Genomic DNA, 13015 nt, shown 5'->3' with positions numbered 1-13015 from the left:
TATGTATTATATAAATCCTAAAGAGGTATATATGCTATATAACAATATCAAATCATATTTGTTCTCTTGTATTACTGTCATTTTATTGGCTAATCCGGTTATTGCCGCTGATAACTATAGTAAACCTGATAATAAGGCTCAGACTGTTTACTTGCGACATCCTCCCGACTTACGTCCTTTTTCTGCTTTGGATTACTACTGGGATAGTATATTCGATGATAAACTCTCTACCTATAGCTCAAGTTCTTTAAAAAGTAGATTTATTACTAAAGATAAGCAATATATCCTAGTATTAGAAGTACCAGGGTATGATAAAAGCCAAATCAAAGTTAAGGTAGGCAGTAATAAATTATTTGTTACAGGAAATATAGAAAAAGATAATAAATCTGATGCTTCAGATGATTATAAAAATAGAAATTTTAATTATGTCATATCTTTATATGAAGATATAGATCAAAATAATATCTCTTCAAACTTAAAGAATGGTATCCTGACTATTACTCTACCTCGTATGGAGGTTAAAGAAAAAGATGCAAAAGAAATACCGATTCAATAGTTGATAATATTTTTAAATTTTGCTAAGTTAATACTAAATCAATATTTATTAAACGGAGGTACTGATGTCTTTTAATTTACCACGTATTAGAAATAAATCAGAATTACAAACTAACGCTAATAAACGAAGTTATGTTGATGATATTTTGAATAACTTCTTTAATGAAATAGCTTCATTTTCTTATTCTTACCCTATCTCTTACAATGACAGAATGTTATCACCTCGAACTGATATTACTGAAAATGAATCTGAATATCATTTAGAACTTGAATTACCAGGTGTCACGCAAGATAATATTGATCTTAAAATAGATAGTAATATTTTAATTATTGAGGGCAAAAAGGAACAATCCTCTGAGAAAAAAGATCATAATTATCATATGCAGGAACGATATTATGGTTCCTTCTCGCGATCTATTAGTTTACCATCTAATATCGATGAAGAACATGTAGAAGCAGACTTTAAGGACGGTATATTGTCTATAAAAATACCTAAAAAAGAACAAAGTAAGGCTAAGAAAATCAAAATATCATAATAAATATCATAATATGTAATAGTGACAACTTAACCTACATTGGTGCCGTGCTGCTTTTCTTCTTTTAGAATTTTATAAACAGCAGCACGGCTTATTTTCATTTCTTTAGCTAGTGTTACCCCTTTAATTCCTTCTGCATTTAATTGTAACAATTTATTCCTGTCTATAATGCGGTTGCGACCAAACTTAATACCTTTAGTTTTCGCCTCTAACCTGCCTTCATTAGTTCTTTCAAGTATCCTGACTCTCTCGGCTTCTGCTATTGCACTAAGAATTGTAATAACCATTTTTCCTGTGCTACCTTCTGTACTAATACCATCATCAAGAAAACGCATGGCTACACCTATTTTGGCAAACTGACTAACTAGGTTAATCATATCGGCAGTATCTCTGCCTAAACGATCTAACTTGGTAATCAATATTACATCCCCTTCTTCTACCTTATGTAATAAGTTATTTAATCCCGCTCTGTCTAAGTTACGACCTGTTGCTTTGTCATAGAATATTCTTGATTCTTTTACTCCGGCATCTTTTAAACGTTTTATCTGTATGTCTAAAAGTTGCTGATTAGTTGATACCCTAGCATAGCCAAATAATCTCATATTGCTTTTAATATATTGTCCATTATATCGATTAGTAGACATCTCTGTCTACTAATAACGTTTTTACGATTTAATATACAGTATATTTAGTACTTTTTCTTATGTCTACTAAATTATAACTTCGTAGACACCATGAAAATCAAAAATGTTCCAAAACAAAAAATAATGCGTTCTACTTCTATCCTGAGACACAAGATTTTTTTAGTCGTTTACAACTCAAATTTTAAGTTGTTAATACTTTGATATATGAGATGACTATTCAAGACTTTTTAAAGTACGAAGAGCACCGTCAAGTTAAGTAAATTAGGGTACCGTCAAGTTAAGCAAGGTATAAATCATTCATTGCAATTGCTCAATATAGCTGATAAAAACAGTTATGGTTTTAGACCAAAACGATCTGTGGCGGATGCAATTGAACAATGCTGTAATTGCTTGTGCAGGAAAAATTCAGCCTCGTGGATATTTGATGGTGATATTAAATCCTTCTTTGATCAAGTGAGTTTCAACTGGCTAGAAAAGACGGTCAGAAGTTAAAATTTCTTACGAAGCCTACAAAGGCTTCTGTAAAGTCTTTTCTTGCTGATATCAAAGCTACAATCAGAGCCAACTTTGGATCAACGACAGAGGACTTAATCCGACTGTTAAACCCAAAGATAATTGGTTGGAGTAACTACTATAGACACTCAACTGCTTCAAACATCTTTTCTTATATTGATAATCGAATTTATAAGATGCTCTATAGATGGACACGAAAAAGACACTACAATAAAGGATTCCATTGGATTTATCAAAGATACTTCCAACGTATGGATTCCTTAAGAAGGTGGCATTTTCATGCTAAAATTAAGAATAATGATAAGAAAAATATTACTACTTCTTACCTAAACTTGAAATTAGCCGGTGATACCAAAATTAGACGTCATACTAAGATACTTGCAGATGCTCAACCTTATGATCCTAGCTATTTTGAATATTTTCGAAAACGCGAAGAATATAAAAGATCTTTACCATCTGTTACGAATTGTAGCTGGGTCTATCAATGCCTTATAAATGCTCGAGCCTAGTACGGTGAAAGTCGTATGCTGGGTTCCTCGGAGAGTGGAGTGCAGTAATGTGCTCTGCTTATCCTACCTAAGAGATTAAATGAATTATACGTTGTTACATTTGAGCTAAATTATTTTGTCCAAAGTCCAATTCTGATTGATAAGTAACATTTATCCTATAGTAAGTGAAGAATTTTGATACCATGGTTTAAATCTTGTATAAAAATCATCGACACAACAGAATAAACTATCGTAATCTATATTCATTAGGGTAATGTTTTTTGGTTAAAAAACTCTAAAATACCCTATAATTAACGTAAGTTTTGTATTAATTTGCCTAAATTATAGTTAATCTCTTCAGCGTACTGTCTTATACACAGTTGGGGATAAATATTTCAAAACTTGAGTCATTGCATGAATAAAATATTGATAACAGGAGCAGCTGGTTTAATTGGATCAACTTTAGTAGAGAGATTAGAAAAGCATAATTATGAAATAATTGCCTGTGATATAAGGTTAAGGGATAATCCACTAAGTTTTTATTCTGAACAGATAATACCACTGCTTAATGAATGCAGTGGTATTATCCATCTTGCAGCAATTTCAAGAGTTATTCATGGAGAGCAATATCCAGATTTATGTAATAAGGTTAATGTTGAAGAAACAATAAAATTTTTAGAACTATACAAGGTCATGCCTCATAAACCTTGGTTTATTTATGGAAGTAGCAGAGAAGTATATGGAGAACAAAGCAAATTACCAGTAACAGAATCTGCTCCTTTAAACCCAGTAAATAATTATGCTAATGGCAAAGTATTAATAGAAGAGTTTATAGCAGATTTAGAAAATACTGGTTCTAATGTAGCAGTTTTAAGATTTTCAAATGTATATGGTGGTTTATTAGATCATTATAGTAGAGTAGTTCCTGCATTTTGTATTAATGCATTAAAAAACGAACCTATAAGAATAGAGGGTAAGGGATGCGTGTTTGATTTTACTTATTTAGAAGATGTAGTAGATGGCATATCTTTAGCTGTGAATCATTTGCAAAATGTAAAGTCTTCATTACCACCAATGCATTTTACTGCTAATAGACCTTGTAGTTTAGGAGAATTAGCAAACATAATATTAAAACTAACTAATAGTAATTCCAAAATTGATATTTATCCTTCAAGAAATTTTGATGTAAGCTGTTTTTATGGTGATTTTAGTAGAGCCAAAGAATTACTTAATTGGTTACCAAAACATTCTTTAGAAAAAGGCTTAAACAAATTCATAGAAAAGCTTAAGAATGGTAAGAAAGAATGTCCTAAGAATTTAGATATGGTAATATATGAAAATATTGAAAGTTATTCATGGCTACCCGCCCTATTATAGGGCTGGTTCTGAAGTATATAGTCAAACTCTTGCTCGCAAACTATCTGACAACCATGAGATACAAGTTTTTGCTAGGCATGAAAATAGCTTTTTACCCAGCTTTCACTACAGTACAGTCTTAGATTATGGAGATCCTAGAATTTTATTACATTTGATTAATATACCTATAACTAAATACCGTTATAAATTTATTAATGAAGAAGTAAATATAAGATTTGAAAAAATAATAGATGATTCCAGACCTGACCTTATTCATTTTGGTCATCTAAACCATTTATCGTTAAGTTTACCTGAAATTGCCACAAAAAGAGGTATACCAATAGTATATACTTTACATGACTTTTGGTTAATGTGTCCAAGAGGAAGATTCATTCAACGAAATTCTAAGGAATTACTACAACTTTGTGATGGCCAGGAAGATAAAAAATGTGCAACAGAGTGTTATAAAGGATATTATACAGGAGATGAAGGATTGTTAAATACAGAGATAACTTATTGGCAACAATGGGTTTCTACTAGAATGAAACAAACCAAAAAAATAGTTGAGTATGTTGATCATTTTGTTGCTCCATCAAAATTCTTGATGAATAAGTTTGTTAAAGAATTTAATGTCCCGCATACAAAAATTTCCTATCTTGATTATGGTTTTGATTTAAATCGTCTAAAGGACAAAAATAGAATACCAGAAGAAGATTTTATTTTTGGTTATATTGGCACTCATACTCCAGAAAAAGGTATAGATTTATTGCTTAGAGCTTTTTCCAGTTTATCAGCAAAGGCTAAGCTTAGAATTTGGGGAGCGTTAAGCCAAGAAACTGCTGGACTTAAAGCTATAGCTAATCACTTTCCACAAAAGGTCAAAGATAAAATAGAATGGATGGGAAATTACGAGAACGAAAATATAGTTACAGAAGTATTTAATAAGGTTGATGCTATTGTTGTTCCATCAATCTGGGGAGAAAATTCTCCGTTAGTGATTCATGAGGCTGAGCAATTAAGAATACCTGTCATTACTGCTGATTATGGTGGTATGGCAGAATATATCCAAGATGGAATAAACGGATTATTATTTAAGCACAGAGACACAGAAAGTTTATCAGAGAAGATGGAAAATTTAAGTATAGATAAAAATCTATATACTAAACTTACCAAAAAAGGTTACCTTTACTCCAATGATGGTAACGTACCTTCTATAAGTGAACATACTATAGAACTTGAAAAAATCTATTTTAATACCATTGCAAACAAGAATAAATCAGTATCTACAAAGCCTGGGCCTTGGAGGATTACTTTTGACACTAATCCAGATTATTGTAATTATGCTTGTATAATGTGTGAATGTTTTTCCCCTTATAGTAAAGTCAAAGAAAACAAAAAAGCCGAAGGAATTAAACCTAAAATAATGCCAATTGCAACTATTAGGAAGGTAATACAAGAAGCGGTTGGGACGCCTTTAAGAGAGATCATCCCTTCTACTATGGGAGAGCCTCTAATGTATAAACACTTTAATGAAATAATAAACATATGTCATGAATATGGATTAAAATTGAATCTAACAACTAATGGATCCTTTCCTGCTAAGGGAGCTCAAAAATGGGCAGAGTTATTAGTACCCATTTTATCAGATATTAAAATTTCCTGGAATGGGGCTAGTAAAGAAGTAAATGAGAAGATTATGATTGGCTCAAAATGGGAAGCTGTAACAAAAAATTTAAAAACCTTTCTTGACGTGCGAGATGAGTATTTTTCTAAAACAAAAAAACGGTGTAGTGTTACTTTGCAATTAACATTTTTAGAAAGTAACCTACTAGAGTTGTATGATATAGTGAAAATGGCTATAGAGTTAGGCATTGATAGAGTTAAAGGGCATCACTTATGGGCACATTTTGAAGAAATTAAAGATTTATCAATGAGAAGAGATGAAGCATCAATAAATAGATGGAATACTGAAGTAAAAAGATTATATGAATTAAGGGATGCTATGTTATTGCCAAATGGCAAGAAGATAATATTAGAAAATTTTACTATCCTTGCTAAAGAAGGAGTAGAAGATTTAGCTCCAGGTGGCCCATGTCCATTTTTAGGTAAGGAAGCGTGGGTTAATCCTGAAGGAAAATTTAGCCCTTGTTGTGCTCCTGATGAGTTACGAAAAACGCTAGGAAATTTTGGTAATGTAAATGAAGTAAAATTAGAAGATATATGGCAGAGTAACCAATATAAAGACTTACAAAAAAACTATTTTAATCATGAGTTATGCAAGACATGCAATATGAGAAAACCGTTGATCAGTTAACAGAGAGTAATAATCTTAATAGTCTAAAGCTTATTAAAATTTCACCTTGCAAGCAATTCCACACATTGGAGGGAAAACCATTATATACAACAAAATTTCTTCATGTAGAGAAATTTCATGAACCAGGACTTGCTCCTGTGTATGATAAAACAGGAGCTTATCATATTAATTTAAAAGGAGAAGCAGCTTATACTAAGAGGTTTAGTAAGACCCATGGATTTTATTGTGAAAGAGCGGCGGTAGAAGATAAAGCTAGGTGCTATCATATAGATTCTCATGCTAACAGAGTATACAAGCAATCATACCAATGGGTTGGAAACTACCAAGAAAATATTTGTGTAGTAAGAAGATCTGATAAATTTTACCATATTGATCTACATGGTAATAAACTTTACCAGGAAGTATATGATTATGTTGGAGATTTTAAAGATGATATTGCTGTAGTTTATAAGGATGGTAAGGCTACTCATATTAATCCTCAAGGAAAATTAATACATAATAAGTGGTATAAACAGCTAGGTATTTTTCATAAAGGATTTGCTATAGCAGAAGATAATAATGGTTGGTTTCATGTAGATATAGTAGGTAATGCAATTTACCTACAAAGATATAAAACAATTGAGCCATTTTATAATGGACTTGCTATTGTTAAGGCTTACGACGGTACTTTAGGACAAATTGATACCACAGGCATAAAATATATTATTGCTAAACCAAAGCCAGAAGCTCACTTACATAAGATTTCTGCAGAGCTTGTCGGTTTTTGGAAAACCTATTTAATGAATGTTGCCATTGAGCTTGATTTATTAAATAGCTTGCCAGCCACTACGGAATTATTATCTAAGCAATTAGGTATTATTGAACCAAATTTACAAAGATTACTTAGAGCTTTGTGGGAAATAAAGTTGATAGTATATAACCCAAATAAAAATTTGTGGCAAGTTTTACCAAAAGGAGAATTGCTAAAAAATAGTTCATTTTTGCCTCAGGCAACAAAAATGTGGGTAAGAGTTGCTACTGAAAAAAATTGGCTAAAAATAACAGACTTATTAAAACAAAAAACTATATATTCATTTGCGTCTTTTAAGGAACAAGAAACTTCTTTAAAAATAAAAACAGAATTTTATCAAGCCTTGATAGGTTACACTAAACTTGATACTAGGGAATTTAATAACAAAATAAATATAGCAGGCAATACAAATATATTACTATTTGGCATACATTCTTTGGCTTTAATTGAAGTCCTAAGAAATAAAGATAATAACTCTACAAATTTAAATTATTATAATGATCAAGAAATTCCAGAAGAGTTGGTAAAAGACTATAATGTTAATCTTATTACTCAAGGTAATTTAGCAAAAAATTATGATTTAAGTATATTTTGTCGTTTCTTGCAAAATTATGATGATGAAAAAATACTATCTTATTTTAAACTCGCAAAAGATAAGAAAATAATGCGTATTTTGCTAATTGAAACTATTTTAACTGATAATTCACCAATTGGGGGTACTGTAGATATCAATATAATGGTTGAAACAGGTGGAAAATTAAGAAAATTGGATGATTGGGAAGCAATATTAACACAAGTAGGTAGTTTTAAAATATTTGATGTTTTGTCTTTAACTGATTATTTATCAGTTATTGATATCAGGTATCAATAATATGAAAAAATTGCAAGATGATGGTTTTTTTATTATAAAAAATCTTATTTCTTTAGACTTGATTACTTGGAACTTAAACAATATTAAAAGCAAAATCGCTGGATCAGCAGAAGAACTTGGTATATCTGTTTCAGATTATCTAAATTGTACTGGCAGATGGGTTGCTCCATCACAAATTACTAGAACTATTTCAGATTCATTAAATGATATCATTAAAGATAAGCTTGAAAAATTATTGCAATGTCAAATAGTAAATAAAAAATCAAATGTTATATGTAAAACTGCTGATCTAGTTGATGCTGTGCCTTTCCACCAAGATATTTCTTACAATCCTGATAATCCTTATCACTTTTCCGTGTGGCTTGCGTTAAATGATGTATATGAAGCTTCAGGTGCTTTGCAAATTATAAAAAATAGCCATAATTGGAAGATAAAGCCAGCTATTGATTTTTGGTCACCATATTTTATCGATAAATATTCAAATAAACTAACTAATCAACAAACTATAACATTACCTATTTCAGCAGGGGCGGCTATAGTTTTTAATTCAAAATTATGGCATGGTAGTGGAGAAAATTTAGATGCTAAAGATAGGTTTGCTTATGTTACACGATGGGTTATAAAGGATAAAGAATTTTCTGTCATCCCAAAAACTAATGGCTTAGGTTTTGGGATGTTTAATTGTGGTTCATTAACAGAAGAGATTCTTAAAAAGTCTTTATTATATTTTAATAAGTACCCTGATATAAAGGAAAATAGCAAAGAAAAACTTATAAAAACTTGGTTATCTTATCTAGAAAATAATTCTGATATTTCTGAAATTGATATTATTAAAGCTAGTAAAGATTTATCAAAATTACTTATTCTGAATCAAGCTGCTACACTGCATAATGCTGGAGATATTTCTGGAAAAATACATAGAAATCTATGGTTTTCTTTGCTCAATTTTCTAAATGCAAAGGTCCAAGTAGTAAAAATCTGAAATTATGATGAATAACACTACATTGCATAATTTTAAGAAAGTTCTCTTATTTATCTTAAATATATTATCTCAATTCAAGGTAAATATAGCAATAATGTTTTTGGTAACTTTAATGTGGGCTATTGATTTATCTTTGAGAAAGTACGTGGTAAAAGATATTTTAGATACAGCGATAAAATATCAAGACAATAATGTTGTTGAACATCTTTTTTTACCTATAAGTATTTATATTTTTATGGCGTTGTTTATTACTACTATTTTTAGGCTTTATGGTTATTTTGTAGATATCAGAATGGTTCCTTTACTTAAAGCAAAAATAGCTTATAGAGCTTTTTATGCGTTATTAAACAGAAGCCATTCTTACTTCATAAATAATTTCCCAGGCGATCTAACGCATAAAGTAAATAATCTAGTTGATAGTACAATAGAATTAATTAAACTATCTATAGATCGTTTTTTTGCTTATAGTTTAGCATTAATTTTTGCTATTTATATTTTATCGTTAGCCAACATAAAGTTTGCTATAGCTACTTTAATTTGGGTAAGTATTTTTATATTAGTTTCAATTTTATATTTTCAAAAACTAAGTAATTTAGCTAGTCACTATTCAAGTAGCACTACTAAAACTACTGCAAATCTAGCTGATAGTTTATCAAATATAACAACAATACGTCTATTTGCTAAACAAACTTATCAGAGGTTTAAATTTTCGCAGATTTACCGGAAAAAAATAGACGCAGAAAAAAGAATGCAATGGGCGTATTTCTGGATTTGGCTCATATATGGTTATTCATTTGAATTATTACAAGCTATAAGCCTGTACTTGTTAATTTATGGCTATCAATCAGGAGAGATAGGAATTGGAGATATAGCCCTTGTACTTGGTATTAATATAGCAATAGTAGAGTTTTTAAACCAACTTACTAGAGATTTGACTCAATTTTCAACTCATTTTGCTAGAGTTTCGGATGCCTTGTCTTCTATAAATACTAAATTGGAAATTATAAATAAAGAAAATGCAACAGAACTTGAAGTCAACAAGGGAGAAATAAAATTTCAGCAAGTTTTATTTTTTTACCCTGATAAAAAACCTTTATTTAAAGATTTTTCAGTTACTATTAATCCTAAGGAAAAAGTAGGTATAGTAGGTTACTCTGGTAGTGGTAAATCTACCTTTATAAATTTAATCTTAAGATTATTTGAGATTAAAGCAGGAATTATACAAATTGATAATCAATCTATAGTTGATGTTACTCAAAGTTCTTTAAGGCAAAAAATAGCTGTTGTACCTCAAGATTTGATTTTATTTCATGACACTATTTTAGAAAATATTCGCTATGGCAATAATGAAGCAACTGAGCAAGAAGTAGTGCAAGCTGCTAAATTTGCAGGCATGCATAAGTTTATCAATAGTTTGCTTAAAGGTTATCATACTATAGTAGGCGAAAAAGGTGTGAAATTGTCAGGAGGTGAGAAGCAAAGAATAATAATTGCTAGGGCTTTTCTTAAAAATGCTCCAATATTACTTCTTGATGAGGCAACAAATCAGTTAGATTCAATAACAGAAAAAGAAATCCAAGAAAGTTTATTTAAGTTAATGCAACATAAAACTGCAATTGTTATAGCTCATCGCCTTTCTACTCTTCTGTATATGAATCGTATTTTAGTATTTGATAATGGTACGATAGTTCAAGATGGTAGTCATTCTGAGTTGGTTGTACAGAAGGGATTTTATCAGGATCTATGGAATACGCAAACAGATGATATATTACGTTATTAACTAATAATAATTATAGTAATCATGCAAAAAGTAAAAATCATAGATTTAAGGAGTGACACCGTAACTTTACAAACCCCAGAAGTTATAAAAGCAATGAATACAGCCGTTGCAGGAGATTTTGCTTATGGTGAAGATAAAAGTTGCAACGATTTAACTGAATATTGCAAACACTTATTTAAAGTAGAAGATGCATTATTTGTTACGAGCGGTATGCTTGCAAATAGATTAGCCATTGCCAGTCAAACAAATCCTGGAGATGAGATAATTACTCATTATAATTATCATATAAATTTTTTTGATAGTGCTGGTAATGCAAAAGTAAGCAATATTGTATTTAATTGTATAAATAATACTAGTGGGGTTTTGGAAAACAAGGACATAGAATATGCTATTAATTCCAAGCCAAGGTATAAAATTTTTGCTCAAGTTAAACTAGTTACCATAGAAAATAGCATTAATGGTTTTAATGGCAAAATTTATCCATTTGAAAAACAAGTAGAGTTATATAAATATTTAAAGTCTCATAACATAAATCTTCATTTAGATGGGGCTAGGTTATTTAATAGCCACGTTGAAACAAATATTGCTCTAGCAGATTATGCAAAATATACAGATACATTAAGTGTTTGTTTTTCTAAAGGATTAGGAGCTCCATTTGGATCAATGCTATTAGGAAAAAATGAAATTATTGAGAAAGCTAGAAAATTACAAGTTTGGCTAGGTAGCGGATATCACCAAATTGGCTATTATGCTAATGCAGCAAAATATGTTCTGCAGCATAATATATTCCGGCTTAAAGATGATAATAAGCTTGCTACATTATTTGCCGATGGCATCACAGAAATTCAATATATAAAATTAATCTCTCCATATCCTGAAACCAATATAGTCACCTTTAGCATAAAAGAATTGAATATTACCAATGATGTGTTTCTAAATGCATGTCAAACTTATGGCTTGTTATTATTTCCTTGGCTCCAGTATCATATTAGAGCGGTGATTCATCTAGGTATAACGAGATCAGACATTGTCTATGCTATTGATAGCATCCAAAAAGTAGTATCGTTTTATAATCACAACAAAAAATAATATGCAAATACAAATTGATTTCTTCAGCGATACAAATACTAATCCTTCTGTTGAAATGAGGAGGGCTATGGCAAGAGCCGAAGTTGGTAATGAAGTCGCAGGCGAAGATCCAACTGTAAATGCATTAATCAAAGAAACCTGTAAAATATTAGGCAAACCTGCTGGAATATTTTTAGTTTCAGGTACAATGTGTAATGTAATTGCATATAAAACTCATATTAAAAACCCAGGAGACTATTTAATACTTGATGAAACATCACATCCATTATTAGTACAATCTGGTCTCATTGCCGGTCAAGCACATGCCACTCCATTACCAATAAAAGGCAATAGAGGTATATTTACGATAAATCAAATTAGAGAGTTTATTGTTTGTCCTAACTTAAGAAACATACCAAAGGCTAGATTAGTATCAATTGAACAAACCACAAACTTTGGTGGTGGTGCTATATGGTCTTTAGAAGACATTAAAGATATTTCCAAATTATGTAGAGCAAATAATGTATTAACTCATTTAGATGGAGCTAGATTATTTAATGCTTGTGCTTATACTAAAATTGCTCCAAAGGAATATGCAGATTATTTTGATTCTGTGTTTATTGATTTTAGTAAGGGACTTGGAGCCCCTATGGGTGCTGTACTAGTTGGTAGTGAGAAATTTATAGAGCAAGCTTGGTACTATAAATTTCAAATTGGTGGTGGAATGCATCAAGCTGGTATTATTGCAGCTGGGTGCTTGTATGGCTTAGAGAATAATATAACTTCCTTAAAGGAAGACCATAAAAAAACACATTACCTCGTAGAATGTCTAAATAATATAGAACAAATTGCTATAGATCCAAATTTGTACAAAACAAATATAGCATATTTTACATTAGTCAATACCTCTATATCTGATAAGCAATTAGTCGATATATTAATAACAAAATATGGAATACGGATGCCTATCGTATTAGATAAGATCAGAGTTATAACTCATAATGATATAAGTTATAAGAATATTGATACCACTGTATTGGCTATCAAAAAGATTTTAGATGAGGACGTCAGAAAGTTTGTGTAGAGCCTTTTATAATCTGACAGCACTTTTGCTGCTT

General features: G+C 30.6%; 11 protein-coding genes and 1 pseudogene. 11 read left to right on the top strand and 1 reads right to left on the bottom strand.

Annotation, left to right across the window (positions count from 1 at the left end; translation table 11 throughout):
• Positions 1–31 precede the first annotated feature (31 nt).
• Both GCO76_RS07235 and GCO76_RS07230 read left to right on the top strand, forming a co-directional pair.
• Positions 32–556: an Hsp20/alpha crystallin family protein gene (locus GCO76_RS07235; RefSeq protein WP_410956700.1), complete on the top strand. Its 525-nt coding sequence runs from the start codon at positions 32–34 to the stop codon at positions 554–556.
• Positions 557–620: 64 nt separating this feature from the next.
• Positions 621–1091: an Hsp20/alpha crystallin family protein gene (locus GCO76_RS07230; RefSeq protein ID WP_410956699.1), complete on the top strand. Its 471-nt coding sequence runs from the start codon at positions 621–623 to the stop codon at positions 1089–1091.
• Positions 1092–1120: 29 nt separating this feature from the next.
• Here the strand turns inward: GCO76_RS07230 and GCO76_RS07225 are convergent, their stop codons facing one another.
• On the bottom strand, positions 1121–1735 hold the full coding sequence (locus tag GCO76_RS07225) for a recombinase family protein (RefSeq protein WP_010424152.1): 615 nt from the start codon (positions 1733–1735) through the stop codon (positions 1121–1123).
• 270 nt (positions 1736–2005) lie between these two features.
• Here GCO76_RS07225 and GCO76_RS07220 point away from each other — a divergent pair.
• From GCO76_RS07220 to GCO76_RS07180, 9 genes and pseudogenes are all read left to right on the top strand, one after another.
• Positions 2006–2227, top strand: a pseudogene (locus tag GCO76_RS07220) (reverse transcriptase domain-containing protein); the annotation flags it as partial.
• Entirely contained in the window at positions 2200–2757 is a 558-nt protein-coding gene (locus GCO76_RS07215; RefSeq protein WP_410956728.1) for a group II intron maturase-specific domain-containing protein, read from the top strand. The pseudogene GCO76_RS07220 and the gene GCO76_RS07215, both read left to right, overlap by 28 nt.
• 393 nt (positions 2758–3150) lie before the next feature.
• On the top strand, positions 3151–4113 hold the full coding sequence (locus tag GCO76_RS07210) for an NAD-dependent epimerase/dehydratase family protein (protein WP_410956698.1): 963 nt from the start codon (positions 3151–3153) through the stop codon (positions 4111–4113).
• Positions 4070–6406 (top strand): glycosyltransferase, encoded by a 2337-nt coding sequence (locus GCO76_RS07205; protein WP_410956697.1) that lies wholly within the window; start codon positions 4070–4072, stop codon positions 6404–6406. The genes GCO76_RS07210 and GCO76_RS07205 overlap by 44 nt, the downstream gene beginning before the upstream one ends.
• Positions 6367–8067, top strand: coding sequence for a WG repeat-containing protein (locus tag GCO76_RS07200; RefSeq protein WP_410956696.1), 1701 nt, complete (start codon positions 6367–6369; stop codon positions 8065–8067). Before GCO76_RS07205 ends, GCO76_RS07200 begins: the two co-directional genes overlap by 40 nt.
• Position 8068: 1 nt before the next feature.
• On the top strand, positions 8069–9049 hold the full coding sequence (locus GCO76_RS07195) for a phytanoyl-CoA dioxygenase family protein (RefSeq protein ID WP_410956695.1): 981 nt from the start codon (positions 8069–8071) through the stop codon (positions 9047–9049).
• A gap of 7 nt (positions 9050–9056) precedes the next feature.
• Positions 9057–10829, top strand: coding sequence for an ABC transporter ATP-binding protein (locus GCO76_RS07190; protein ID WP_410956727.1), 1773 nt, complete (start codon positions 9057–9059; stop codon positions 10827–10829).
• Positions 10830–10850: 21 nt separating this feature from the next.
• Positions 10851–11918 (top strand): threonine aldolase family protein, encoded by a 1068-nt coding sequence (locus tag GCO76_RS07185; RefSeq protein WP_410956694.1) that lies wholly within the window; start codon positions 10851–10853, stop codon positions 11916–11918.
• 1 nt (position 11919) lies between these two features.
• Entirely contained in the window at positions 11920–12981 is a 1062-nt protein-coding gene (locus tag GCO76_RS07180) for a threonine aldolase family protein (protein WP_410956693.1), read from the top strand.
• The last annotated feature ends 34 nt before the right edge of the window (positions 12982–13015 follow it).

Source organism: Rickettsia koreansis, assembly GCF_046532895.1.
Taxonomy (GTDB): Bacteria; Pseudomonadota; Alphaproteobacteria; order Rickettsiales; family Rickettsiaceae; genus Rickettsia; species Rickettsia rickettsii.
Note: the sequence above shows the minus strand (reverse complement) of the source record. Positions and strands in the feature narration are given on the sequence as shown.